The organism is Planctomonas psychrotolerans (assembly GCF_008642235.1).
Lineage (GTDB): Bacteria > Actinomycetota > Actinomycetes > Actinomycetales > Microbacteriaceae > Planctomonas > Planctomonas psychrotolerans.
Genome location: NZ_SJEV01000002.1, coordinates 67,219 through 93,312 on the forward strand (window position 1 = coordinate 67,219; position 26,094 = coordinate 93,312).

22 protein-coding genes and 1 tRNA gene are annotated in these 26,094 nt (G+C 67.5%); 11 read left to right on the plus strand and 12 right to left on the minus strand.

Translation table 11 applies throughout. The annotated features are described in order from the left end of the window. Nucleotides 1–41 precede the first annotated feature (41 nt). The gene (locus EY822_RS13610) at nucleotides 42–956 is read right to left on the minus strand and encodes a hypothetical protein (RefSeq protein WP_150309011.1); all 915 of its coding nucleotides are present in this window, start codon (nucleotides 954–956) and stop codon (nucleotides 42–44) included. A gap of 234 nt (nucleotides 957–1,190) precedes the next feature. Here EY822_RS13610 and EY822_RS13615 point away from each other — a divergent pair, with 234 nt between their 5' ends. The 4 genes from EY822_RS13615 (at nucleotide 1,191) to EY822_RS13630 (ending at nucleotide 4,528) form a co-directional block, all read left to right on the plus strand. Beyond that, nucleotides 1,191–1,667 (plus strand): VOC family protein, encoded by a 477-nt coding sequence (locus tag EY822_RS13615; protein WP_150309012.1) that lies wholly within the window; start codon nucleotides 1,191–1,193, stop codon nucleotides 1,665–1,667. Nucleotides 1,668–1,867: 200 nt separating this feature from the next. Beyond that, on the plus strand, nucleotides 1,868–3,115 hold the full coding sequence (locus EY822_RS13620; RefSeq protein ID WP_150309013.1) for a ScyD/ScyE family protein: 1,248 nt from the start codon (nucleotides 1,868–1,870) through the stop codon (nucleotides 3,113–3,115). A gap of 100 nt (nucleotides 3,116–3,215) precedes the next feature. Next, nucleotides 3,216–3,701 (plus strand): helix-turn-helix domain-containing protein, encoded by a 486-nt coding sequence (locus EY822_RS13625; protein WP_227497347.1) that lies wholly within the window; start codon nucleotides 3,216–3,218, stop codon nucleotides 3,699–3,701. Then, entirely contained in the window at nucleotides 3,698–4,528 is an 831-nt protein-coding gene (locus tag EY822_RS13630; RefSeq protein ID WP_150309015.1) for a CPBP family glutamic-type intramembrane protease, read from the plus strand. The genes EY822_RS13625 and EY822_RS13630 overlap by 4 nt, the downstream gene beginning before the upstream one ends. A gap of 180 nt (nucleotides 4,529–4,708) precedes the next feature. On the opposite strand, the gene EY822_RS13635 is transcribed toward EY822_RS13630, so the two are convergent. Further along, entirely contained in the window at nucleotides 4,709–4,912 is a 204-nt protein-coding gene (locus EY822_RS13635; RefSeq protein ID WP_150309016.1) for a cold-shock protein, read from the minus strand. 264 nt (nucleotides 4,913–5,176) lie between these two features. On the opposite strand from EY822_RS13635, the gene EY822_RS13640 reads away from it, so the two are divergent. Both EY822_RS13640 and EY822_RS13645 read left to right on the plus strand, forming a co-directional pair. Further along, nucleotides 5,177–6,868, plus strand: coding sequence for a bifunctional 3'-5' exonuclease/DNA polymerase (locus EY822_RS13640; protein WP_150309017.1), 1,692 nt, complete (start codon nucleotides 5,177–5,179; stop codon nucleotides 6,866–6,868). Between the two features lie 84 nt (nucleotides 6,869–6,952). Further along, entirely contained in the window at nucleotides 6,953–7,843 is an 891-nt protein-coding gene (locus EY822_RS13645; RefSeq protein ID WP_150309018.1) for a DUF1684 domain-containing protein, read from the plus strand. 141 nt (nucleotides 7,844–7,984) lie between these two features. Here EY822_RS13645 and EY822_RS13650 read toward each other — a convergent pair whose 3' ends face one another. After that, entirely contained in the window at nucleotides 7,985–8,608 is a 624-nt protein-coding gene (locus tag EY822_RS13650) for a PadR family transcriptional regulator (protein ID WP_150309019.1), read from the minus strand. 231 nt (nucleotides 8,609–8,839) lie between these two features. Between EY822_RS13650 and EY822_RS13655 the strand changes: the two genes are divergently transcribed. Next, complete coding sequence (locus EY822_RS13655) at nucleotides 8,840–9,352, plus strand: DUF3145 domain-containing protein (RefSeq protein ID WP_227497348.1); 513 nt, start codon at nucleotides 8,840–8,842, stop codon at nucleotides 9,350–9,352. A gap of 92 nt (nucleotides 9,353–9,444) precedes the next feature. On the opposite strand, the gene EY822_RS13660 is transcribed toward EY822_RS13655, so the two are convergent. The 6 genes from EY822_RS13660 to aceE form a co-directional block, all read right to left on the minus strand. Continuing rightward, nucleotides 9,445–10,680, minus strand: a complete 1,236-nt coding sequence (locus tag EY822_RS13660; RefSeq protein WP_150309020.1) for a beta-ketoacyl-[acyl-carrier-protein] synthase family protein — start codon at nucleotides 10,678–10,680, stop codon at nucleotides 9,445–9,447. A 93-nt stretch (nucleotides 10,681–10,773) separates the two neighbouring features. Beyond that, nucleotides 10,774–11,022: an acyl carrier protein gene (locus tag EY822_RS13665; protein WP_150309021.1), complete on the minus strand. Its 249-nt coding sequence runs from the start codon at nucleotides 11,020–11,022 to the stop codon at nucleotides 10,774–10,776. Between the two features lie 40 nt (nucleotides 11,023–11,062). Next, a complete protein-coding gene (locus EY822_RS13670; protein ID WP_150309022.1) occupies nucleotides 11,063–12,064 on the minus strand; it encodes a beta-ketoacyl-ACP synthase III in 1,002 nt (333 codons plus the stop codon). Next, nucleotides 12,061–13,008: an ACP S-malonyltransferase gene (locus EY822_RS13675; protein ID WP_150309023.1), complete on the minus strand. Its 948-nt coding sequence runs from the start codon at nucleotides 13,006–13,008 to the stop codon at nucleotides 12,061–12,063. Before EY822_RS13675 ends, EY822_RS13670 begins: the two co-directional genes overlap by 4 nt. 122 nt (nucleotides 13,009–13,130) lie before the next feature. Then, nucleotides 13,131–14,348, minus strand: a complete 1,218-nt coding sequence (locus tag EY822_RS13680; protein WP_150309024.1) for a PucR family transcriptional regulator — start codon at nucleotides 14,346–14,348, stop codon at nucleotides 13,131–13,133. A gap of 37 nt (nucleotides 14,349–14,385) precedes the next feature. Beyond that, complete coding sequence (aceE, locus tag EY822_RS13685; RefSeq protein ID WP_150309025.1) at nucleotides 14,386–17,112, minus strand: pyruvate dehydrogenase (acetyl-transferring), homodimeric type; 2,727 nt, start codon at nucleotides 17,110–17,112, stop codon at nucleotides 14,386–14,388. A 257-nt stretch (nucleotides 17,113–17,369) separates the two neighbouring features. Between aceE and EY822_RS13690 the strand changes: the two genes are divergently transcribed. The 3 genes from EY822_RS13690 (at nucleotide 17,370) to EY822_RS13700 (ending at nucleotide 18,706) form a co-directional block, all read left to right on the plus strand. Further along, a complete protein-coding gene (locus tag EY822_RS13690; RefSeq protein WP_150309026.1) occupies nucleotides 17,370–17,846 on the plus strand; it encodes a peroxiredoxin in 477 nt (158 codons plus the stop codon). A 64-nt stretch (nucleotides 17,847–17,910) separates the two neighbouring features. Continuing rightward, nucleotides 17,911–17,983 (plus strand) — tRNA-Val (locus EY822_RS13695). A gap of 51 nt (nucleotides 17,984–18,034) precedes the next feature. Then, nucleotides 18,035–18,706: an HAD-IA family hydrolase gene (locus EY822_RS13700; protein ID WP_150309027.1), complete on the plus strand. Its 672-nt coding sequence runs from the start codon at nucleotides 18,035–18,037 to the stop codon at nucleotides 18,704–18,706. A gap of 36 nt (nucleotides 18,707–18,742) precedes the next feature. Here EY822_RS13700 and EY822_RS13705 read toward each other — a convergent pair whose 3' ends face one another. The 3 genes from EY822_RS13705 to EY822_RS13715 form a co-directional block, all read right to left on the minus strand. Next, on the minus strand, nucleotides 18,743–19,882 hold the full coding sequence (locus EY822_RS13705) for a glycosyltransferase (protein WP_150309289.1): 1,140 nt from the start codon (nucleotides 19,880–19,882) through the stop codon (nucleotides 18,743–18,745). Nucleotides 19,883–19,884: 2 nt separating this feature from the next. Further along, complete coding sequence (locus EY822_RS13710; RefSeq protein ID WP_227497349.1) at nucleotides 19,885–21,387, minus strand: hypothetical protein; 1,503 nt, start codon at nucleotides 21,385–21,387, stop codon at nucleotides 19,885–19,887. Nucleotides 21,388–21,452: 65 nt separating this feature from the next. Next, entirely contained in the window at nucleotides 21,453–24,128 is a 2,676-nt protein-coding gene (locus EY822_RS13715; protein ID WP_227497350.1) for a glycosyltransferase, read from the minus strand. Nucleotides 24,129–25,285: 1,157 nt separating this feature from the next. On the opposite strand from EY822_RS13715, the gene EY822_RS13720 reads away from it, so the two are divergent. Beyond that, the gene (locus tag EY822_RS13720) at nucleotides 25,286–25,975 is read left to right on the plus strand and encodes a glycoside hydrolase family 26 protein (RefSeq protein ID WP_319803499.1); all 690 of its coding nucleotides are present in this window, start codon (nucleotides 25,286–25,288) and stop codon (nucleotides 25,973–25,975) included. The last annotated feature ends 119 nt before the right edge of the window (nucleotides 25,976–26,094 follow it).

Sequence of the window (26,094 nt, forward strand, 5' to 3'; positions counted from 1 at the left end):
CACGAGCGCCCGCGAGTCGCGACCGCTGAAGGTATCGGGCGTCAGAACTGGCGACCGGTACTGCTGAGCACGTGGGTCTGCACGGTCGAACTCGCTCGCGTGGGCGAGGGCGTCCCATAACCCGAAGCGCCGTGCTGCACGGCGCTGGCCGACGTCACGGTGCTCGTCGGGACGACGGGCGACTCACCCGACTGCACGGCGGGCACGGCGGGCATGGCGTCAGCCTCGCGGCGACGGTCGTCCCGACGGAGCAGGCCGTAGTAGACGCCCGCGAGGATCGCGGCGGCGAAGGCGCATGCGGCGGCGACCAACAACGCCACCGCTCGGGCGGAAGGCCAGCTGCGCACGACCTCCGGCACCGAGGAGAAGCGCGGCGAGCCCGACGAGGGACTCTCCGCAGCGCCGCTCGACCCACCAGAACCGGCGCCGCTACCGGCGGTGCCGCTGACAGCGCCGCCGGGAGTTCCGGCGTTGACCGGTGCCGGAACGGCGCCCTGCTCCTCCGCATCCGCCTCCGCATCCGCATCCGTGCCGACGTCGGACGGCTCGTCCGTCGTTCCGAGCGGGACCTCGACTACGGGCTCCGTAGCGTTCTCGGCGGGGACCGGCGGCACCACGGCACTCCCGGGCGCGGGCGTCGGAGAAGTCGGCGGAGGCGTGGGAGCAGGGGTCGACGTGTCGGCCGGGATCGGCGTCGTCGTCGGTTCGGGGTCCGGCGTCGGAGCGGGCTCGGGAGTGATACCGGTGTCGACCACGGGCGGTTGCGGAACACTCGGCTGTACGGGCGCCGTCGGCTCGGGCACGACCACGTCCCCCTCATCCGCCGCATCGATCGCCGCGATGAACGACGCCGGCGCCAGCGGTGCGGCGAGCGCGGGTGCCGCAACGCCGGCGACGCTCAGCGCGGCGATCGACAGCGCGGCGGTGGCAGCGGCGAGGCGGTGGTTCGGGTTCATTCCGGTATCCCGTCGTCAGGCTCGGTGGGATCAGGAGGGAAGCGTCGATCGGCAGGACGCCCTGACGGCTCGACGCAGATACGGTGACCGTTATCCCCCACGGTTGCCGTGCTGCTACTGTACTCCGCGTTCGTGACCGACAGTCGAGCGACATTCACGAAAAACGGCTAGCGCCCCGTTCGCACCGAGTACTAACTTCGGAGATCACCGCCCGCACGCGCATAGGAGCACGGAATGCAGTCGATCTCTCCCTTCCTCTGGTTCGACGGACAGGCGGAGGAGGCCGCCATGTTCTACGTCTCCGTCTTCGACAACTCCGCGATCACGGGCGTGTCGCGGTATGGCGAAGGGGCGCCGATGCCGGCGGGCACCGCGCTCACCGTCGACTTCACCCTCGACGGCCTCGAGTTCCATGCGCTGAACGGCGGTCCCCAGCACTCGTTCACGGAGGCGGTCTCGTTCTCCGTCGTCGCCGAGTCGCAGGAGCGCATCGACTACTTCTGGTCCGCGCTCACCGCCGACGGGGGAGAACCCGGGCGGTGCGGCTGGCTCACCGATCGATTCGGTCTGTCGTGGCAGGTGGTCCCGCCCGTGGTGACCGAGCTGCTCACGGATTCCGATCCGCAGCGGGCCGCCCGAGTGACGGAGGCCTTGATGCGGATGTCCAAGATCGACATCGCTCAGCTGGTGGCTGCTCGCGACGTGTCCTGACCGCGCGCGCTTACCCGAGAATTGCTCGACAAATTATGAGTTTCTCGGTATCGTGCGGTCGTCGGCGCACGAGCGCCGAGGCCAGGCGAGCTGGAAACTGCCTCGCGATCACGCGTCGAAACGACATCGGAGTCCTCGGCGTGCGCCCGAAAGTTAGAAGCTCTCCTTTCACCACGAAGAACACAAAGGAGTAGTACATCGTGAAACGCCCCCTTCTCGCCGGCGTCGCATGCGCGACGCTCGTGATGTCGGCCGCCATTGCAGCGCCGGCATCCGCCCATGGACGCGATGACCGTCCGCCGATCACCGTAGGAGACCCGGTGACCATCGCGGAGGGGCTCCTCACTCCGCTGAGCCTCGACGTGAACCGACGTGGCACCGCCTTCGTCTCGCAGGACTTCGCCGGGCTGCTGACCGAGGTCGGACGCGACGGGACGATGTCCGAATTCGCCAGCGCGGGCACACCGGGCAACAGCATCGGCGCTGTGTCCACCCGGCACGGGCGGGTGTATTTCGCTGAGGTGTCACCCGACCACTCCTACGCGATGCTGAAGAAGGTGACGCGGTACGGCGTCCGTGACGTCGCCGACCTGCAACAGCACGAGGAGACGGTGAACCCCGACCAGGTGAACACCTACGGATTCGTCGGGATCAACGAGAGCGACCCCGAGTGCGCCGCGCAGATCGACCCTGAAGCCGAGCCGTTCCTGCCCGCGGAGTACACCGGCCTCGTCGACACGAACCCCTACGCGTCATTCGCGACCCGGGGTGGCGTGTACGTCGCCGATGCGGGCGCGAACGCAATCCTTCGGGCGAAGTACGACGGGACCGTGTCGACGGTGGCAGTGTTGCCGCCCATCGGCCCGTTCGTCGTGAACGCGGAGGTCGCGCAGCAGGCAGGCTTCCCGGAGTGCGTCGCGGGCAAGGAGTACTACTTCGAGCCGGTACCGACCGACGTCGAGCAGGGCCCGGACGGCTGGCTCTACGTCACCACGCTGCCCGGTGGCCCGGAGGACCCGAGCCTCGGCGCACGCGGAGCCGTCTACAAGGTGCACCCCTACAAGGGCACGGTCGAGCTCGTCGCCGGCGGCTTCGTGTCGCCCACCGGGCTCGCGGTTTCGAAGAAGTCGGGCACCATCTACGTGGCGGAGCTGTTCGGCGGAGAGAACGGGTCGGGGCAGATCTCCGTGCTGGCTCCGGGCGCGGATGCGCCGACGCCTCTCGTCGCCGCCTCTCTGCCCGCGGCGATCGAGCTTCGCCACGGGAAGTTGTGGGTGACCACGGACACCACCGTGTTCGGGGAGCAGGGCCCGGAGGCCGTCGGCAAGATCGTCACGTATCAGCTGAGTCGAGGCGGTGGACACGGTTACGGATCGCACGGTTCGGGTGACTCCGAGAGTTACTCCGACACCGATGCGCCGGCCCCGGAGGAGAGCACCGGCGAGTAGGTCGCAGCGAGGAGCCGCTCCGTCCCTTTGGGGGGCGGGGCGGCTTTCGCGTTCGCGTCCGACGTGTCCGCTACTCTGTGAGCGATACGGAAGGTGCCGGATGATTTCGATCGCCCAGAAACTTCGTGCGGCTCGCGCGCGATCGGGGCTCAGCCAGGAAGCACTCGCCCGGGCGGCCGGGGTGATGCAGGCTCAGATCAGCCTGTACGAGCGGGGGATCGTGCGTCCCTCGGACGCGATGGCGGAGCGCATCCTGCGCGCCGCCCGCCCGCAGCCGGAAGTCGCACTCGAACGCTCCGTCGATCGCGTCCTGGAACTCGCCGGGCGTCACGGCATGCGGGACGTGCGGATCGCCGACGACGAGGGCGAGTGCGTGCTGATCGTCGCACCGGGGGAGTCGGCGTCGCCGCTCGCCTTCATCACCTTCGCCGTCGCGGTCGAGGACGTGCTCGACTATCCCATTCGCGTTCTCGATGCGTCAGATCCGGACGTTCCCGGAGCGACCGCGCTGATCGAGCGAGCGCGGCCGCTCGGCAGCGGCGGACCCGCGACGGGCACGGAATCGCCGGCCGGTGCCGACCGATGACCGCCACCCCGGTGCACAGCCCGAACACTCTCGGTCGACCGCGCGCTTCGGTGAAGCTCGTTCCGGCGATCCTGCTGTCGGCATCGGGTGTGCTGCTCTTCGGCATCGGTAGCGATGTTCTCGGCTATCCTGCGCTCGCCCTCGCCCTGGGAATCGCCTGGCTGATCGATCGCCCGCTGTTCCGCGACATGCTGCTGATCGCCGCCGGCATGCTCATCATCAGCGCCATACCGCTCGACGCCGACATCAGTGTCGGCAACATGATCCAGATGGGATCCGCTCTCGCCCTCGCGGTCATCGTGCCGTACGTCGTGTCGCGCTGGGTGTACCGCGACCACGCCGTGCGTTTCCCCATCAACACCGGGCAGCGGTGGACGAGGATCGAACGGCTCTACCTGGTGTTCATCGTCATCCTCGGATGGGCGATTCTGCCGTTCTACATGATCAATACGGGGGTGTATGAGAACTGGCCCGCCGTCTCCGAGCCGTTCGAGATGACGCGCCTGTTCATCGGTGTGAACGCGGTCGGCATCTGGGACGAACTGTTCTTCGTGTGCACGACCTTCACGCTGCTGCGCCGCCACTTCCCCGACTGGCAGGCGAACCTCCTCCAGGCCTTCATCTTCTCGTCGTTCCTGTGGGAGATCGGCTACCACGCCTGGGGCCCTCTCCTCACCTTCCCGTTCGCCCTGCTGCAGGGTTACACGTTCAAGATCACGAAGTCGCTCACCTACGTGGTGTGCGTGCACCTGCTGTTCGACCTGGTGCTGTTCCTGGTGCTCGTTCACGCGCACAACCGGGAGTGGCTGAACATCTTCATCTACTGACGAGCCCTTCCGCAGTGCGGTGCCCTATCGCAGTGCGGTGCCCTATCACTGGCGCGTTACTTTACCGATGTGCCCGATGAGCGATGTGCTCCATCTCCGCCCGACCCGTTAAACGCCATATGGCGGGCGACCTGGGCATGTGCCCGGTCGCCCGCCATATGGACGGAACGAAGCCGTTGGTTAGAGCGGGCGGATGTTCTCAGCCTGCGGACCCTTGGGGCCCTGAGCGATGTCGAACTCGACGCGCTGGTTCTCATCGAGCGACTTGTAGCCGCTCGTGGTGATCGCGGAGTAGTGCGCGAACACGTCGGCGCTGCCGTCCTCGGGTGCGATGAACCCGAATCCCTTTTCAGCGTTGAACCACTTGACGGTACCTGTTGCCATTTTTACTTTTCCTCCATGGAAATTAGATCGGTTCCGAATTTCCCGGAGCCGCTCGTCGTGGTGCTCGTCGCCCGCTTCTCGAGGAAGCTAGGCGCTCAGGACAAGGCCGCAAGCATTCAAGACGTGCGAGACACAACAACTACTCCTTGAAGGATAGCCCACATAGTGCAGAAGTGCGCGCATGGATTGTCATCGTGTTGATTTCGGGTCCGCTCGGAACGCTTTCGACGGCCGGATGTCGGGGGCGCGGGTGACAATGAGAGTGTGTACGCCGTTCTCACCGCCACGCCGAACGGTGCCCGCATCGACGTCGTGGATGCCGATGGGGCGGCGGTGGACGGTTCCCGATCGATGCGGCGATTGGAGATACCGGCTGCGGTCTCCGAGCTGGAGCGAGCATCGCGCCCACGCTGGGTGTGGGACTCGACGGCGAGGTGGTACCCCGAGCTGCTCCGCGCGGGCATTCGGGTGGACAGGTGCCACGACCTGCGGCTCTGCCACACCATCCTCCGCTCGTCCGAGCTGACCGCGGACTCCGTGCTGGCCCGGGCGGCCGCCGGGGAGTGGGACGTGCCGCTCGACGACGTGCAGCCGTCGACCGGGCCCGCGGATTCGGCCACGCTCTTCGATCTCCTGGCGGTTGATTCGCCACCCGGTGAAGACGAACCGGGAACCGCGGTGGCCGACGAGCTCCGGGCGCAGTTGGCGGCCGTGGCCGGTGCGGAAGCACCGGGACGCATCCGCCTGCTGCTCGCGGCGGAAAGCGCCGGCGCCCTCAGCGCGGCCGAGATGTCCTTCGACGGGCTGCCCTTCGACGCCGCGATACACGACCGCGTGCTGACCGAGCTGCTCGGCTCCCGTCCGCGGGACGGGGACCGCCCCGAGCGTCTCGAGGCCCTCGCCGACGTGGTGCGCCGAACGCTCGACAGCCCCGACCTCCATCCGGATTCGCCGGCCGAACTGTTGCGCGCTCTCCGTCGCGCCGGCGTTCCGGCCACCAGCACGCGGCAATGGGAACTGAAGTCGATCGACCATCCGGCGATACCACCGTTGCTCGAGTACAAGAAGCTCAGCCGCCTGCTGAGCGCGAACGGGTGGACGTGGATGGACACGTGGATCCGGGAGGGCCGGTTCCACCCCGAGTACGTGCCGGGCGGTGTCGTCACCGGCCGGTGGGCGGCCAAGGGCGGCGGTGCACTGCAATTGCCGGGGCAGGTGCGCGGTGCCGTCGTGGCCGATCCGGGCTGGAAGCTCGTGGTCGCCGACGCCGCGCAGCTGGAGCCTCGGGTGCTCGCCGCCCTGTCGGGAGACGACGCCATGGCGAGTGCCGGGCGGGGGAAGGATCTTTATCAGGGGCTCGTGGATCGGGGGGTGGTCGATACTCGAGCGTCCGCCAAGGTCGCCATGCTGGGCGCCATGTACGGTGCCACCCAGGGTCAAGCCGGCCGGTTGATGCCGCGACTCGCGAAGGCGTATCCCCAGGCGATCGGGATGGTCGAGAATGCGGCGCGGGCGGGCGAGCAGGGGAAGCAGGTGACCACCCGGCTGGGCCGGAGTTCGCCGCTCCCCGGCGAGGCGTGGCTCGCGGCGCAGGCGGACGCTCGTGCCGAGGACGCCGGTGACGCCGCGCGGGCCCGTGCGCGGAGTGCGGCGCGGGACTGGGGCCGCTTCACCCGCAACTTCATCGTGCAGGGGAGCGCGGCCGAGTGGGCGCTCTGCTGGATGGCGCACCTGCGCAGCTCCCTTCGCGAGCTCGGCGGAGGCCCGACGGGGCCGCACCTCGTCTTCTTCCTGCACGACGAGGTGATGGTGCATACGCCCGAGGCCACCGCCGACGCGGTACGGGATGCTGTGCACGCGGCCGCAGCGGCTGCCGGGCGTTCGCTGTTCGGCACGTTCCCCGTGGACTTCCCGGTCACCACCGCGATCGTCGACAGCTATGCGGATGCGAAGTGATCGAGGTCGACTCGATGCGATGCGATGCGGCATATTCCGGCGGGTGAGCCGGTTGGAGGGGAGGACACCGATGGAACGGATCCCATGACCCTGCACCCTGCCACTCGCCCGACGCTGAATCGCTCCCGCACCATCCCCGAACGCACGATCGTCGCTGCCGAATCCGATCTGGTACGCCACCGCGAAGCCCGCACCCGTTTCGTCACATCGCCGCAGGGCCCGCTGGCGCTCGTGAACACGCAGTGGATCTCCCGGAACAACGGCATGGCGGGCGAGACCGTCTGGGGTGTGCCGGGGGAGTGGGCGCCCCTGCCGGTCGGGGAATCGGGGCTCCGGCTTCTCGCGTCTGCCGGCGACGGCATCGTGGTCGACGGCGAGCCCGTGTACGGCAGCGTCGTGGTGCGCGGCCGGGACTCCGACTCCCCGTCGGAGATCCGCTTCCGGGACGGGGTCACCGGATACGTGATCGCCGGCGAGTCCGGCGACTACGCGCTGCGAGTATGGGATGCCTCCTCGGAAGCGATGTCGACGTTCGGCTCGATCGACGCCTACCCGTTCGACCCCGAGTGGGTCATCCGCGCGTCGTTCACCCCGGTGCCGGGCGGTCGTGCCGTCGGCTTCGAGCACATGCAGGAGAGCGGAATGTCACGTCAGCACGTGGTGCCCGCCGACATCACCTTTTCCCGCGATGGAATCGACTACTCGGTGGCCGCCTACTGGGACGAGGAGCGGTTGCTCCTCGTGTTCGCCGACGCGACGAACGGCACGGACACCTACGGCGTCGGCCGGTTCCTCAAGGTTCTGCCGGAGGGCGACGGCACCGTCGTGCTCGACTTCAACCGGGCGTATCTGCCGCCTTGCGCGTTCAGCTACCACTTCACCTGCCCGATGCCGCCACGGGAGAATCGCTTTCCGGTGCGGATCGAGGCGGGCGAGAGGAATGTGCTCGATCGCGCCGACCGCCTCCTGCACTGAGCCGCCGGTTCCGGGAGCGGTGCGGCGCTCGACGCTGACGGTTCCTGAGCTCGTCGAAGGGACGAGAGAGTGCCCCTTCGACAGGCTCAGGGACCGTGGACGCCCCTTCGACCGGCTCAGGAACCGACGCTGACGGTGCCGCTAGGAGGCGGCGGACTCGCGACGGGCGGGGCGACCGCGCCGGGGCTTCGTCGCCCGCAGCGGAATCGGCCTGTCGCCCGCGAGGTCCCGGGCGGCGCGAGCGGCAGCCAGCTCGAGCCAGCGCACCTCCGCCTCGGCGTGCAGAAGCACCGAGTCGAGCACGAGCGCCTTGGCCATGCCGGCCGGGTCGTCTCCGTCGGCATGTGCCTCCGTGTCGGGGGCGGAGTCGCCCCGCGCTGCGGCCAGCGCCTCGAAGCGGTCCACCGACGCCGCCAGCTGATCGGAGAGCACGGTCGCGAGGTCCACGCCGGGCAGTGTCGCGGCGAGGGCGATCTTAATGGCCAGTTCGTCGCGGGGAACACTCGACGCGATCACCGGGCGGGACAACCATTCGGCGACGTCCGCGCTCCCCGACGGCGTGATCTCGTAGTACACGTGCCCCTCGGCGTCGGAATCGCCCTTCACCACCAGGCCATCGCGCTCCAGGCGATCGAGCGTGTTGTAGATCTGGCCGACATTGAGCGGCCAGGTACCCCCGGTGCGCCGGTCGAACTCTGCGCGCAGCTGATAGCCGTAGCACGGTCCCTGATCGAGGATGGCGAGCAGACTCGAACGAACCGACACAGACCGACCTTCATTCCCCGGTATTGATTTCTCCGTATAGGCATCCTGCGCGCTCCGGGGGCGCTGGGCGGAGCGGACACGCCGCTGAGCCGGATGCGACGGTTGTCATTTGTAGCCCCCACCGACATAATCGAGGAGCGGCAGCGATGTCGCTGGCTTACCGCTATCTGCGTTTGGTCGATCACCGGTCGTTGGGGAAGACGTACCACTGTGATCGGAGGAACCATGGTCGTGGGAAGCGCCACACAACTGAAGGCTCGGGGAGTGCTATTCGTGCACTCCAGTCCCCGCGCGCTCTGCCCCCACGTCGAGTGGGCAGCAGGTCGCGCTCTCGGTGCTGCCGTGAACTTCGAGTGGATCGATCAGCCGGTGCTGAAGGGCGCCCAGCGCACCGAGTTCTTCTGGGAGGGTCCGCGCGGCTCCGGTGCGGCGATCGCATCCGCCCTCCGAGGGTGGGAGCACCTGCGATTCGAGGTGACCGAGGATGCCGGGCGAGGCGCTGACGGAGGCCGATGGATGCACACCCCCGACCTCGGCATCTTCTTCGCTCAGACGGACACCGCCGGCAACACCGTCGTCCCGGAGGATCGCGTCCGCTACGCCATGGAGGTCGCCGGATCCAACACGCTGGAGCTGCACCGAGAACTGCGCTTGGCGCTCGGTCAGGCCTGGGACGACGAGCTCGAGCCGTTCCGGCACGCGAGCGATGCCAGCTCCGTCGTCTGGCTGCACAACGCGGGCTGATCCCCTGAACCGATGAAGGACGGCGGGCGAGAGCCTGCCGTCCTTCGTCGGTGACGCTGGTCCGTTCGGTCGGACCGGCGCCGCGGGTGGCGCTACACCGTCCGGAACGCGATGACGGCGTTGTGCCCGCCGAATCCGAACGAGTTGCTGATCGCGAGCAGGTCGCCGTCTCCGAGCGGGCGCGGGCTCGTCACCACGTCGAGCTTCACGGCGGGGTCCTGCTCCGTCAGGTTGATCGTGGGCGGGAGCGTGCGCTCGGCGAGAGCCTTGATCGTGAAGATGGCCTCGATGCCGCCCGCCCCACCGAGCAGGTGACCGGTCGACGCCTTCGTGGCCGAGACCGGGATGCCCTCCACCCGGTCGCCGAAGACGCGCCGCAGGGCGTTGTACTCGGCGATGTCGCCGACGGGGGTGCTGGTGGCGTGGGCGTTGATGTGCGCCACGTCGGCCAGGTCCGCATCCGCCGCCCGCACCGCGGAGATCATCGCCCGGGCCGCTGCGGACCCCTCGGGGTCCGGCGCCGTGATGTGGTGGGCGTCGCTCGTGACCGCGCCGCCGACGAGCACGGCGTAGATCCGTGCGCCGCGGGCCTTGGCGTGCTCCTCCGTCTCGAGCACGACCGCTGCTCCACCCTCGCCCAGCACGAAACCGTCCCGCGTGACGTCGTAGGGTCGTGAGGCGGTGGCGGGGTCGTCGTTGCGCTTCGACAGGGCCTGCATGGCGGCGAACGAGGCGATGGGAAGAGGGTGGATGGCGGCTTCGGACCCGCCGGCGATGATGATGTCGGCGACACCGCTCTGCAGGTGGTCATAAGCGTTCGCGATCGACTCGGTGCTCGACGCGCACGCGGACACCACGGTGCGCGCGCCCGCGCGGGCGCCGAGGTCCATCTCGATGGCCGCCGCGGGCCCGTTCGGCATGAGCATCGGCACCGTCATCGGCAGCACCCGCCGCGGTCCGCGCTCTCGCAGCGTGTCCCACGCGTCGAGCAGGGTCCACACCCCGCCGATGCCGGTGGCCCAATCGACACCGAACCGCTCGGGGTCGACCTCGGGCGAGCCGGCATCGGCCCAGGCCTCGCGGGCCGCGCTCAGGGCGAACTGACTGGAGGGATCGAGCCGCTTGGTCTCGCGCCGGTCGAGGACGTCGACGGATGGCACCTTCGCCTGGGCCGCGAACTTGATCGGGATGTCCCACTTCTCGACCCAGTCCTGCACCAGCGGGCGAGCACCCGACTCCCCGGCGAGCAGCGCCTGCCAGCTTTCCTCCGCGGTGCCGCCGAGGGGGGTGGTGGCGCCGATTCCGGTGACGACGATGGTTTTGGGCATTGCGGCTACCTCCTGGAAAACAGCGATGGTTCGCTTCGTGAGAATGGCCGGCCCTTCGTGATCGAGGGGCCGGCCATGTCTCGGCGTTGCGGTCTAGTTCTGAGCCGCGGTGATGAAGGTGACGGCGTCTCCGACGGTCTTCAGGTTCTTGACCTCTTCGTCGGGGATCTTCACGTCGAACTTCTCCTCCGCGTTGACAACGATCGTCATCATCGAGATGGAATCGATGTCGAGGTCATCGGTGAACGACTTGTCCAGCTCAACCGTGTCGGCCGCGATGCCGGTCTCGTCATTGACGAGTTCCGCCAGGCCGGCGAGTACTTCTTCGGTGGACAATGCCATTGTTTTTCTCCTTGGGTGTGTCGACTGAACCGTGGACAGTTTAGGGCAGGACGACCACTTGGGCGCCGAAGACGAGGCCCGCGCCGAAGCCGATCTGCAACGCCAGCCCGCCGCTCAATCCGGGGTTCTCCTCGAGCAGGCGGTGCGTCGCGAGCGGGATGGAGGCGGCGGAGGTATTGCCCGTCGTGGCGATGTCACGACCGATCGCCACCGACTCGGGCAGCTTCAGCTGCTTCGCGAGCTCGTCGATGATGCGCATGTTCGCCTGGTGCGGGATGAAGGCGGCGAGCTGGTCGCTCGTGACGCCGGCCGCATCCAGTGCCTGCTGTGCGACCTTCGCCATCTCCCAGACCGCCCAGCGGAAGACGGTGGGCCCCTCCTGGCGCATCATCGGCCATTCGGCGCCGTCGCGGTACTCCTCGAAGGTCGCGTCCATACCCACGGCGTCCCACTTGGAGCCGTCGGAGCCCCACACCGTCGCGGAGATTCCCGGGGTGTCGCTGGGGCCCACAATGGCCGCACCCGCGCCGTCGGCGAGCAGGAACGAGATGGTCCGGTCCGTCGGCTTGGCGAACAACGAGAGCTTCTCCGCGCCGAGCACGAGCACGTACTCCGCGAGTCCCGTGCGCACGAGCGAGTCGGCCTGCGCGATGGCGTAGGTGTACCCGGCGCAGGCGGCGGAGATGTCGTAGGCCGGGGCGGGGGTCGCCCCGATCCGCTCGGCCAGAAGCGCCGCGAGCGACGGGGTGGTGACGGTGTTGCTCACCGTCGACACCAGCACGGCGCCGATCTGCGAGGGCGCGATGCCCGCGCGTTCGATCGCCTCGGTGGCCGCCTCGACGGCCATGTCGATCACGCCCACCTCCGAGCTCGCCCGGCGGCGTTCGATCACGCCGGTGCGCTGCCGAATCCACTCGTCCGACGAATCCATCGGTCCCACGATGTCGTCGTTCGGGACGACGAGGTCGCCGCGGGAGGCGCCGACGGAGAGGATCCGGGTGAACTCGGGGCCGCGCGACTGCGTGAGGGTGGGCTGGGTCATGAGGCGGTGTCCTGTTCGGGTGCGGAGGTGTGCGAGTCGAGAAGGTCGATGGCGGCGGCCAGGTCGTCGGGGGTCTTCACGGCGACGGTGGGCAGGCCCTTGAGGCCGCGCCTGGCGAGTCCGACGAGCGCACCGGCCGGGGCCACCTCCACGAGTCCGGTCACCCCGGCGGAGGCGAACGATTCCATGCAGCGATCCCACCGCACGGGGGAGGAGACCTGTCCGACCACGAGGTCGAGGAAGCGGGTCCCGTCGGCGACCTTACTGCCGTCGGCGTTCGTCCAGATGGGAATGCGGGGATCGGCGGGGGATACCTCGGCCGCCGCACGCGCGAGGGCGTCCTTCGCGGGCTCCATGTACCGGGTGTGGAAGGCGCCCGCCACCTGCAGCGGGATCACCCGACTGCCGGGAACCGGCTCCGCTCGCAGGCGATCGAGCGCGTCGAGCGCACCGGCGACGACGACCTGACCGCCCCCGTTGAAGTTCGCAGGCTGCAGATCCAGTTCGGCGAGACGCGCGAGCAGCGCGTCCTCGTCCGCACCGAGAACAGCACTCATGCCGGTGGGCTCCAATGCGGCCGCGGCCGCCATCGCGGTGGCCCGGGCGCGAACGAGCGTCATGGCTTCGGTGAAGCCGAGGATGCCCGCTCCGGCCGCTGCGGTGATCTCACCGACGGAGTGACCGGCGATCCCGGCGACCCGCGCGTCCCTGCCGTCGCCGAGGATCGACTGCAGGGCGAGCAGTCCGGCTGCGACGATCAGCGGCTGCGCGACCGCGGTGTCGCGGATGGTGTCGGCGTCGGAGACGGTGCCGTGCGCCGCGAGGTCCATGCCCGCGGCCGCGGACAGCTCGTCGAGGAGGTCGCGGCTTCGCGCATCCTGCAGCCACGGCTCGAGGAAGCCGGGGGTCTGGGAGCCCTGCCCGGGGCAGACGAGAACGATCATCGGTCAATCCTCCCAACCCGCACGACCGCGGGTATGTGTGGTGGCTACGAACATTCGTCGCGTTCGTTGTGGCCAGGCTTCAATCCCACGTGCCTCCTCGGCGGCTAGGGCGGCGCCCGCGGTCACCGCGGACGCTTCCGACGCGCCGAGGGAATACGCACGTCATTTGACCCGGGTTCGGCGATCGAGCCGAGGATCAGCGCCGCCTGGAGGATGAGCGCCTCGCGGGACCCGGTCGCGTCCCAGCCGATCACCTCGGAGATCCTCTTCAGGCGGTACCGCACCGTGTTGGGATGCACGAAGAGTTCGCGGGCGGTCGCCTCGAGCGACCGGCCGTTGTCGAGGTAGCACCAGAGGGTGGCGAGGAGCTCCGTCGAGTGATCGGAGAGGGGCCGGTAGATGCGGTTGATCAGCGTCGCCCGGGCCAGCGGGTCGCCGGCGAGAGCCCGTTCGGGCAGCAGGTCATCCGCATGCGCCGGCCGCGGGGCATTACGCCAGGACCGGGCCACGGCGAAGCCGGCCAGCGCGGCACGCGCGCTCCGCGATGCCTCGACGAGACTTGCCACCTCGTGTCCGAGAACCAGATGGCCGGGTCCGAACCCTGGCTCGAGTTGCCGGGCGATCTCGAGGAACGGCTCGAGGGGCGCCGCGCCCTCCTCGGGTTCGGACGCGATCGGGTGCGCGCGACCGATGACGAGCACGAGGCGATTCCCCTGCACGCCGATCAGCACGTCGGCGTGCATGTGACGGGCGGTGCGCCGCAACTGGTCCACGTCGAGCATCTTCGGGGTCGTGCCGACGAGCACGCTCACCTCCCCGTGACCATGCCACCCGAGAGCGGCGATGCGCGACGGCAGCTCGTCGTCGTACTCGCCACTCAGGATGGAGTCGACCACCAGTGCCTCGAGCCGGGCGTCCCACAGTCCGCGGGCCTCCGCCGCACGGGCGTAGACATCGGCCGCGGCGAAGGCGATCTCCCGCGAGTAGAGCAGGATCGCCTCCCGCAGGGAGGCGTCGCCGTTCTTGATGCGCTCCTCGACCACTTCCACGGTGACCCGGATGAGTTGCAGCGTCTGCTGCAGGCTCACGGAGCGGAGCAGCTCGCGAGGCGCCGCGCCGAAGACGTCCGCGGCGATCCACGGCGTCGATTTCGGGTCGTCGTACCAGCTGATGAACGAACTGATCCCGGCCTGCGCCACCAGACCGACGGCCGAGCGCCGCCCCGGAGGCATGTCGCCGTACCAGGGCAGCGTCTCATCCAGCCGCCTCAGCGTCGCCGTCGCCAGTTCGCCCGACACGGTGCGCAACCACGCGAGGGTCTGCTCTTTCGTCTTGGCCACGGTGCCTACGGTTTCGTGTCGATGAAGCGGTCGAGACTCAGCTCTCGCCCCCGGCGCTGCCGGTGGTTCCGGCGTTCACGTCGTGCAGCTCGTACTTCTCGATCGCCTGCAGTGCCAGGTCCTCGTCGATCTCGCCGCGCTTGGCGAGCATCTGCAGGGTGCGCACCACCATGCTCGGGGTGTCGATGGCGAAGAACCGTCGCGCTGCCGGGCGGGTGTCCGAGAAGCCGAAGCCGTCGGCGCCGAGCGTGGCGTACTCGCCGGGCACGAACTGGCGGATCGCATCAGGAACGGCGTGCTCGAAGTCGGTGACCGCGACGAACGGTCCCTCGGCGTCGCGCAGCTTCTCCGTCACGTACGGAATCCGCTCCTCCTCGGTGGGGTGCAGGAAGTTGTGGCGCTCCGCGGCGAGCCCGTCGCGCCGCAGCTCGTTCCACGACGTCACCGACCACACGTCGGCGGCGACGCCCCATTCTTCGGCGAGGAGTTCCTGAGCCTCGAGCGCCCACGGCACCGCCACGCCGGACGCGAGCAGCTGGGCCCTGGGGCCCTCGTTCTCCGCCGCGCGAAGTTTGTAGATGCCGCGAACGACACCGTCCACGTCGAGGTTCTCGGGCTGCTTGGGCTGCACGATCGGCTCGTTGTACACGGTGATGTAGTACATGACGTTCGGGTCGGGGTGCTCGCCGCCGTACATGCGATCGAGGCCGGCGCGCACGATGTGGCCGATCTCGTACCCGTAGGCGGGGTCGTACGACACCACAGCCGGGTTGGTGGAGGCCAGGACGAGCGAGTGGCCGTCGGCGTGCTGCAGGCCCTCGCCGGTGAGCGTGGTGCGTCCCGCCGTGGCTCCGATCATGAAGCCGCGGGCCATCTGGTCGCCCGCCGCCCACATGGCATCGCCGGTGCGCTGGAAACCGAACATCGAGTAGAACACGTAGATCGGGATGAGAGGTTCACCGTGCGTGGCGTACGAGGTGCCCACGTTGGTGAACGCCGCCATCGCGCCGGCCTCGTTGATGCCGACGTGCAGGATCTGGCCCTGCGGGCTCTCCTTGTAGGACAGCAGCAACTCACGATCGACCGACGTGTAGTTCTGACCGGTCGGGTTGTAGATCTTCGCCGTGGGGAAGAAGGCGTCGATGCCGAAGGTGCGGGCCTCGTCGGGGATGATCGGCACGATGCGATTGCCGAAGTCCTTGGCGCGGGTCAGGTCCTTCAGAAGCCGCACGAACGCCATGGTCGTGGCGATCTCCTGCGTGCCGGAGCCCTTCTTCATGATCGCGTAGGCGGAGTCGTCGGGCAGGTTGATCGCCGTGTGCTTCGTCCGACGCTCGGGGGAGTAGCCGCCGAGTTCCCGCCGGCGCTCATGCAGGTACTCGATCGCCTCGTCGTCGTTGCCGGGGTGGTAGTACGGCGGCTGGTACGGGTTCTCCTCCAGCTGCGCGTCGGTGAACGGGATGCGCATCTCGTCGCGGAACTGCTTGAGGTTGTCGAGCGTCAGCTTCTTCATCTGGTGGGTGGCGTTCCGGCCCTCGAACGACGGTCCGAGGCCGTACCCCTTCACCGTCTTCGCGAGGATGACCGTGGGCTGGCCCTTGTGCTCCGATGCGGCCTTGAACGCGGCGTACACCTTGCGGTAGTCGTGACCGCCGCGCTTGAGATTCCAGATCTGCTCGTCCGTGTAGTCCTTGACGAGTTCGAGCGCGCGCGGGTCGCGGCCGAAGAAGTTCTCGCGCACGTAGGCGCCCGACTCGGCCTTGTAGGTCTGGTAGTCGCCGTCGGGCGTGCGGTTCATCAGGTCGAGCAGTGCACCCTCGGAGTCGCGGCTGAGCAGGTCGTCCCACTCGCGGCCCCAGACGACCTTGATGACGTTCCAGCCGGCGCCGCGGAAGAAGCTCTCGAGCTCCTGGATGATCTTGCCGTTACCGCGGACCGGTCCGTCGAGGCGCTGGAGGTTGCAGTTGATCACGAAGTTGAGGTTGTCGAGCCCCTCGTTCGCCGCGACCTGCAGCTGGCCGCGGCTCTCGACCTCGTCCATCTCGCCGTCGCCGAGGAACGCCCACACCTGCTGGTCGGACGCATCCTTGATGCCCCGATTGGTGAGGTAGCGGTTGGTCTGCGCCTGGTAGATGGCGTTGATGGGTCCGAGACCCATCGACACCGTCGGGAACTGCCAGAAGTCCGGCATGAGACGGGGGTGGGGGTACGACGGGATGCCATTCGGCGCGTGGGACTTCTCCTGGCGGAAGCCATCGAGCTGGTCCTCGCTCAGTCGACCTTCGAGGTAGGCCCGCGCGTAGGTGCCGGGGGAGGCGTGCCCCTGCACGAAGATCTGGTCGCCACCGCCCGGGTGGTCCTGTCCGCGGAAGAAGTGGTTGTAGCCGACCTCGTACAGGGCGGCGGAGGACGCATAGGTCGCGATGTGGCCGCCGACGGCGATGCCGGGGCGCTGCGAACGGTGCACGGTGATCGCGGCGTTCCAGCGGATCCACGCGCGGTAGCGGCGCTCGAGCTCCTCGTTACCGGGGAATGCGGCTTCGTTCTCCGGAGCGATCGTGTTGATGTAGTCGGTCGTCGGGACCATCGGCACGCCGAGGTGCAGTTCCTTGGAGCGCTTCAGCAGGCTGAGCATGATGTCGCGTCCGCGACCCGCTCCCCGCTCCTCCACCACCGCATCGAGGGACTCATTCCACTCGGCGGTCTCTCCGGGATCGATATCTTCCGTGGAAACCGAGTACGGGTCCTGATCGTTGACCGTCACCTTCGACCTCTTTCTGTGGTGGACAGATTTTGTCTCGCCCGCCCGAATGCCCATGGGTGCGGGCCGTCAAGCGCAACCTCACCAGCCTACTAATTCTATTCGCGCCGGTGCGCCGCCTCGGCGGACCCGGGTCGGCCGGTCCGACCGGGACCGCGGCGACGCTGCAGGCGAACCTTGTTTCCGGCGTGTTTCGCGCGGGCGTAGGATGAGCCGGTGTTTTGGCCCGCACCCGGAGCGGGAAGGAAAGGACCACCGTCATGGCATTGGAGAACGACACTCTCGCCCCCGACTTCGAACTCGCCAACCAGTTCGGCGAGCGCATCCGTCTGAGCGAGTTCCGCGGCCGACGATCAGTGGCTCTCGTCTTCTTCCCCCTCGCGTTCTCGGGCACCTGCACCGGAGAGCTCTGCCAGCTCCGAGACAATCTCTCCGTGTTCGCCGAGCACGACGTCGAACTGATCGGCATCTCCGTCGACTCCAAGCACACGCTCCGCGCGTGGGCCGAGACCGAGGGCTACGACTTCCCCCTGCTCGCCGATTTCTGGCCGCACGGCGCCGTGGCGAAGGAGTACGGCGTCTTCCTGGATGAAAAGGGGTTCGCCAACCGGGCCACCTTCCTCATCGACCGCGGGGGAATCATCCGGGCCAGCTTCATCACCGCCCCCGGTCAGGCCCGGTCGTTCGAGTCCTACGCGGCTGCGCTCTCCGAACTCGACGCGCCCATCCCCGCGTAGGGTCGCACAGCCTGTACGATCAGGGAGTCGCCTCGGCGATGCCGTCGCCTGTCGTGGGTGATCGGGGCCTTTAGCTCAGTTGGTAGAGCGCCACGTTTACACCGTGGATGTCATCGGTTCGAGCCCGGTAGGGCCCACTTCGAATTCCGCCCCATGGGCGAGAGCCCCGCCCCGAGGGAGGAACACCCATGTCCGACCCCATCGCACTCACCGCTCGCGCCATGCTCTTCGACATGGACGGCACCCTCGTCGACTCGACGGCCGTCGTCGAGGAGATCTGGTCCCGGTTCGCGACCCGGTTCGGGCTGGACACGCATGCGGTGCTGCACAGCATCCACGGCATCCGCGCCGAAGACAGCGTGCGGCGCTTCGCACCGGCCGGCACCGACGTGGCCGCGCTCGTGTCCGAGCTCACCGCGTTCGAGCTCGACAATGCCGGCTCCACCGTCGCCATCGCCGGTGCCGACGCCTTCCTCGGGGCGCTGCCACCGACCGCTGTCGCTCTGGTCACCTCCGCGAGCGTCCCCCTCATGACCGGTCGGATGCGCGGTGCGGCCGTGGGTATCCCGTCCGTTCTCGTCACCGCGGAGGACGTCACGCACGGCAAGCCCGCTCCCGACGGTTACCTCCGCGCCGCGGAACTTCTGGGTGTCGAACCGCGCGACGCGATCGTGTTCGAGGACGCGGAGGCGGGCATCCGTGCCGGGCTCGCGGCCGGGATGCGTGTCGTCGTGGTCGGGGAACACGTGAGCCCGACGACCGAGGGGTTGCCCCGCATCCGCGACTTCCTCGACGCGACGATCGACGTTACCGATGGTGTCGTCACTCTGACCCTCCCGTCGGCGGTCGTCGACGGATAGCCCGGTCCGTGACGTCGTACCCCGGCGAAGAGGACCCTACGGCGCGTCGACTGCCCGGTCGGAATCCGACTCCTCGATGGCGCGTATGGACGGCGTACCGGCACTCGACGCTGGCGGCCCGTAGATCACGCGGGAATGGAAGACGAAACGGGCCAGGAAAGCGATGATCAACGTGATCCCGGTTGCTGGAACCGCGGCAATGGTCCACAGGTCGACGAGGAGGAAGAGGAGAGGCAGTCGCAAAGCCGTCTCCGCGTTGTTGAAGGCGAACGACTTCCAGAACCTCGACCACGTCCCCGGGCGACTCCTGGTGAGGTCGCGGAACACGAATCTCTCGAGCAGGAGGAAGTTGCCGACGATGGTGACCTCGGCAGCGATGATCGCGGCCGCAAGGTAGTCGAACCCCGCCCAGGTGATCAGAGCGACGATCGCGATGTTGCACAGTGCACCGATCAGTCCGATCACGGCGAACGCCGACATACGCCCGAAACGAAGGCTCAAGAGTTGACTCATGAACCGGACGCCCTGCGAGAGAGAAGCTTTCGACTGACCGGCGAATCGCTCGCCGAAGACGAAAGGCTCTTCGAGCACCGTAAGGCGACGTGGTTGCCTGGCAAGGATCTCGAGCAGGATCTTGAACCCGCGCGGTTGCAGGTCTTCGATGACGAGTGCCGACTTCCTCACGAGGAAGAAGCCGGTCATGGGGTCCGTGCAGTCACGAAGCTTCGAGGGGAACATCGATCGGGTCAACACGGTCGAGAGTGACGACACGGCACGCCGCGCGGCGTTCGAGAGTCCTCCCGCGTCGCCATCCTCGCAGTATCGCGACGCGACAACGACGTCAGCGGCGCCGCGCCCAGCCGTTTCCGCCAGTACCGGGATCATCTCCGGGGGGTGCTGCAGGTCGGCGTCCATGACGAGCACCCAGTCATTCGTCGCCTCGGTCATCCCCATCAGCACAGCACCGCTGAGTCCTCCCACCGGGGTTTCCCGCTGCAGCAGCCGAAGCGGGATGTCGGAGGTCCTCGCGGCCGCGGTGATCGCAGCGGGAGTGTCGTCTGTCGAGTCGTCGACGAAGAGGATCTCCGAGCCGATGCCTACAGCATTGAGGCGCCCCACCAGTTCGGCGACGTTACCCGCCTCGTTGAAGGTGGGGATCACGATCGAGATTGGCATGCTCACTGTTGTTCCTCGCTTCGATCGGCTGAACGCCGCCAGATGATGTAGTTACCGTCTCCACTCGTGACCGTGAACGCATGCTCGGCGACCTGCTCGTACAGTCCGGACCGCTCGATGTCGTCGGTCAGAGACCGGGCCAGCTCAGCGCTGGGGCCGTACCGGAACGCGATCACATCGAAGTGGCCCTCTTCGATGGCACGGGCGTATGCCTCCGCCCCGATGCGACGCTGTCCGTCCGACCCGACATAGTCGAAGAAGTCGAGTCCCGTGAACTGCTCGGGTTGTGCGACCTGGTCGACCAGGTAGTACTTCAGCACCTCTACTTCTTCCGCCAGCACTTCGGTGCTGCCGTCCCGGACGAGACTCAGCATCGAAACGTGAAGCTGAGCGCTGTCGGGCCACGCTCGGAACAGCCGTTGGGCATCCGATACGGCAGTCGAGAACATCAGGATGAGGACCGTCGCGACCACGACCCACCCGGCTGGCGCCGATCTCCGATCCAGGACTCGAACGAGAGCGAGGCCCGCGAGCGGAGCCAGGAGGAAACCCGAGAGCGCCAGGTGCTTGTCGAGAGAGGTGAGCTCGCCCTGAAGGAGGTGATAGGCGGGCACGACCGAGGCTACGAGCAGGAGCCCACCCGAAGCGAGGAGCGCCGACCCTCCTTTTCGTGCGAGGAGGGCCAGCCCGACCAAGGCGAGAACGATCACCGCTCCGGACCGCTCGACTATCGTCGCGACGATACTCATCGTGGAAGTTTCCTGGCTCACGACACGGGCGGTGGTGGTCTGGGCCACCCCGGCCAACATCGACGAATCCGCTCCGAGCAGCATGATGCCGCCCGTGATGACGACCCCCGACGTGATGGCAGCCGTGGTGGCGATACGAACGAGGGTCCGAGCGTCATGCCGGAGGCCGGGTGCGAGGAGCAGAAGCAGTCCGGCCGCCGGGACGACCGACGCAAGGGCGTACTTCGCGGCGACCGCGCACACGCAGAGAAGCACGACGGCGACCGTGCGCCGCACGACATGACGTCTGGTCTCCACGGCGACCACCGCTGCAGCGGCGAAGAACGCGAGTGCACAGGCATCGTACGTGGCGAGGCGTCCGATGAGGAGGAACGACGTCTGTGCGGCGACGGTGGCTGACGCAAGGAGGCCGACACGCTCGGTGAACAGGGCCGAGCCCAGTCGATATGCCGCGTAGGTCGTCGCGAGCACGGCCACGGTACTCAGGACGCGTGCGAACTCGATGCCGCCCGCACGATCGAGCACGCCACCGATGACGGGGTAGAAGTAGGGAAGGCCCGAGAGATAAGACGAGAACGCCTCGGGGAGGGCATCACCGTCGAGCAGGCGGTCCAGATATCGATGGCCGACATACATGTAGAGCGCTTCGTCCTGGAAAGGCGAGTTCCGGAGCGTCAGCATCCCGACGAGCTGGAGGAGCAGGATGGCGAGCACTCCGTGTACCGCACGGACCGCACGGGTCGGACGGGCTGGCATCGGCGGGGCGCTGTCGCGCATCGATGCCTCGACAGTCCGAAGCGTCGGCTCCGCCGTAACGGCCATCATCGCGAGGTCGATTCCGTGAGTGCGGTTACGTCGCGGAAGGACTCCGGTAGCTCTGGTTGGTCCCGAGCGGTAGCCATCGCAGCGTAGCTTCGTCGCGACCAGTCATCGGAGGCGATGGACCATGACCCGGCAACCGATTCGCCTGGAGCGCTCGGGTCTGCTTCGTAGTACAGGACTGCGTGAACACTGTCGTTGCTCTCGGCGGTACCGGCCACGCTCTGCAACCACCGTGCCTTCTGCCCGGCGTCTCCCGACGCCGCAACCTGCAGGAGAAGCGGCTTCTCGGGGTGTCGCTTCTGCACCGCCGTGACGACGGGCGCCGGTTCGACCCACTCGGTATTCGGATAGGCAAGAAGAGTGATCACCACGACGTCGATCTGTTCCTCGTCCGGTGCGAAAGCCTCATCGGAGGCCGGGAGCGCCGGCGCCCACGCCAGGGCGACATTCGATGCACCCGCTTCTTGAAGCGCGGAATGCACCCTGCTCCATGCCACCGCGACGTCATCCGGGTCACTGCCCGGTGTCAGCGCTGACGTTGCCGACTCTGCGGTGTCGACGCCCGGAAGCACTGTCAGATAGACGGGGGATCCGAAGTCCTTGAGGTCCGTCGCCCAGCGTTGTATGTCATCGTCGTGCAGTCCGTTGGCCATTCCCAGGAGGTTCGACTGCAACGCGTCCGTCGACTCGCTGAGCGTCAGTGTGAGCCATGGAGTAGAACCCGAAGACTCGAGCTGAGCCGCCCAGTCCGCGTCGAACCGATCGCTCAGTTCTTGCGTCCGCCCGATGATGTCGAGTCCACCGGGGAACTCGTACGCCACCGACGTGGCGACTCGGCGACCGGGAAGGACGGCTCCGACGGCCAGTTCTCCCGACCGGGCAGGTGAGGCTGTGTACGCGGCCACCTGCGATGCCGGGCCCAGCGTTGTCACCGCACCCGCGATGACCGTTACGGTCGCAACGATCAGCATCGAGACGAGAACCGCCACGGGTCGCGCGGGGAGACGGAGGCGGAATGACGAACGGCTGACCGCCGTGGGAGAAGCCATGACCCGAGCACCGACAATGTCCTGGATCCCGAGCACGATGAAGCCGACGAAGGCCAGCGTCGTGTAGCCGACCCAGAAGATGGTGACACTCTCGGCGGCGGTGATGGGCCCGCTCGAGCTGACGTGAATCAGTGCGGCGGCGCACACACTGACCCCGATCAGGTGCGGCGCGAGATGACGCATGCCCGCACCGGTGTTTCGACGTTTCGATGTGACGCGGAAAGCAACTTTGCGACCGACGAGCACCGTGACGAGGCTCGACACGAGCGTCGGGAACGAACCGAATCCGATCAGGACACCGCGCACGCTGGTGCGCCGTGCCGCCACCACCCAGAACGCTGCCTGCGATAGCAAGAAATAGGGCAGGAAGTGGTCGAAGAGGCTGCCGATGTCGGCTCCACTCACGGCGGGAATGCCGGTGAGGAGGAAGAGGACCGGGGCGACGACGAAGATGAGGTCCTTGACTCCGCTGAGGTAATGCGTCTGCGCCAGGAGGTACTGAGCTCGTTGGTGCGCGCTCATGCCAGTCCGGCGCGACGACAGAAGAGGGATGAAATGCGAGCGGAGCGTTCCGAGGGTCCCGATGGCCCACCTGTCCTGCTGCTTCAAGTAGGCGGGCAGGTCCATCGGGCCGAGGCCCTCCGCTAGCCGCTCCGGGACGAAAACGCTTCTCCACCGAGGGTGCAGGGCCAGGGACGCAGCGAAATCCTCCGTGACCGAATCCTGGGGGAACCCCCCGATCTCATCCAGGGCTTCCGCACGGATCACCACGTTGGTCCCGCAGATGAACGCTGCGTTGAGAGTCGATTTGCCCGGCATCAACATCCCGTAGAAGATCGCCTGCTGGTGCTCCGCCCATAGGGACACAGGGTTGTCGAGATTCCGATAGAACTGGCCCGTCTGCACCCACGCGACTCGATCATCGTCCAACTCGTGGATCGTCCGGATGAGGAATTCCGGAAACGCAACCTGATCCGCATCGAAAATCACGAGCAGGGCATCACCGGTGATTCCGAGAACCGTGCGGGCATTCTCCAGGTTTCCTGCTTTGGCACCTCCTGGCATCGTCCTCGTGATGCACTCGACGTCCAACTCCACCGCGAGTTTCTCGAGCTCCCGCCAATGCTCGTAACCGGCGACCAGTCCGTCATTGCACAGAACGATCGTGACGCTCGCGTGGGGATGACACGACAGGTAAGTGCTTCGTGCAACCTTCGCAGCGGCGAGCGTCGGGCGCACGACGTCGACCCCTTCGTTCGCCGTTGGCACCATGATGTAGATCGGGTGCTTACTGGCGTCGCTCGTGGGCTGATGACGATGTGTACGCCGTGGCCAAACGGTGTGCATGACACCGACGGCGTGCAGGACGCCGAACAATTCCGCCAGCAGCAACGGGAGTGCCAGCCACCACGCTTCCCAGTTGGTGACAGTGAAACGCCATGCGACATAGTCGATGGCAGCGACGATCATGCCCACGGTCAGGGACACGGCGAGGACCTGGCGCTTGTCTTCGGCCCGCTTAGCGATCAGTGCTGGGGCTGCGAGCGTCGCGGCGAGTGCGGCGAGTGCTCCGGGTTGCTGCAGCACGAGCCACGTGAGACCACCGAGCACCACCGCGATCGACACGAGATCGGTCAGCACGATGGCGGGTCGACGCACTCGCGATTCACCGGACTGCACCGCGGCACGCGTGATCGTCGCCGTGTCAGCGGGAGCCCTCATGCGACAGGAACGCTTCCCTCGGACTGGCGTCCGTGGAGTGGTTCTCGAGGGGCGGTGCACGCGTGTTCACGGCAGGACGGCAGGGTAAACGTCACGATGGGTCCGTTCGGGGGACCGAAGAACCTGGCGCATGGGCGTGCGCAAGGGAAGTCGGGAATCGGGATCTCTCGCGGCTCGGGGGTGCCACGGAGCGGCTCGCGAGGGGGGGATCGCGAGATCAACTCAACTTATAGTTTCTTCGCATGGTGACCAAATTGGTGGGAAATCGTTTACCTGCCGGAAACGAAGGGGAGGCGTTTCACTGATGTCTCGGCAGGCGAAACGACCCCGAGCCCTCCCTCGGACGGGGGCGTTGAGGTCTCCCCCTGCTCCGCCATACTGTGCGGAGGGGGCATTTCCACATGGGGCTGAAGCATTGCTGCGCTAGTACGCTCGCAATCTCACTTGCGCTCGCGGTGAGCGGAGGAGCCATAGCGATGGATAGCGACCGTTCGGTGTCGGACGGGAAGTCCGCATCGTCATCCCCGGCGACGGAGCACAGGGGCGCGGCACGAGAGAGCCCGGCGCTGTCCGTCCTCGGCTCTGTTTCAGCCGGCTCATCTCGAGACGTGCCGTCCGAATCGGCCCGACGTCAGCACCCGGACATGAGCGGCGCCGCTCTCGATCCTCAGCCGATGGTTCCACCGAGCCCGCCCAGTCCGCCGGGGGAGTCGGGTTGGCGCGCGCCACACGATGCACACGCGTATGTCGCCCCCGAGGCGAACGCGGCTCCATCCGTGAGCGCGAGCGGCACCGCCCTCGGCGTCCCGGACACTGCCGCACTGCCGACGACCACTGCTCCCTCGACGTACCTGTCTCAGCCACCCGCACTCACCGAATGGGCAGCGAGCGACGCGTCTCTCAGGTTCGGGCTGATGTCCCCCGGGTGGCCCCTCGACACCGCAACCCTCGATGCTACGACGACCGCGGTCGGCGAGAGTCCGTCCATCCTGCTCTGGTATAAGGATTTCGAGCAGCCACCGCCGATCGCGGAACTCGACTCCGCCCATGCGCGTGGCGCCGTGAGCCTCCTCACCTGGGAACCGTGGAAGTGGGGCGGAGGTGTGGATCAGCCGGCTTTCCGTAGCGACAGAATCGCGGCTGGCGACTACGACGCCCACATCTCCGAATGGGGGACTGCTCTGGCCGCGTGGGGCAAGCCCGTCATGCTTCGCTACGGGCACGAAATGAACGGGAACTGGTACCCCTGGGCCGATGGGGTGAATGACAACACGCCGGGCGATTATGTCGCGGCGTACAGGCACGTGCACGACCTGGTCGAGGCAGCGGGTGCAACCAACGTCGAATGGGTCTGGTCGCCCAACATTCCCGATTGGGGCTTTCCCACGATCGACGGGCTGTACCCGGGGGACGGCTACGTCGACATAGTGGCGCTCGATGGGTACAACTGGGGGACGACCGCGACCTGGTCCACGTGGACGGCCCCGGATGCGCTCTTCGGTGAGGGCCTACGTCAGTTACGCGCCCTCGCACCGGAGAAACCGATTCTGATCGCCGAAACGGCCTCCACCGACGTCGGTGGCTCGAAGGTCGAGTGGATACGACAACTGATCGACTATCTTTCCGCGCAACCGGATGTCATCGGCGTGGTGTGGTTCAACCAGTCGAAGGAATTGGACTGGCGCATCGAGAGTTCGGGTGCGTCAACGGCCGCATTCCGAGGTGCTCTCTCGGGACGTCTCGACGACTGACTCCGTGCAGTCATCGGCGCGCCCGGTGACCGCGGACGCGGGTGCGATGTGAGGCTGGACCGCACACGCACGCGGGACGCCCGACTCGTCTCGTTCCGCGATGGGTCTGACGCATCTCC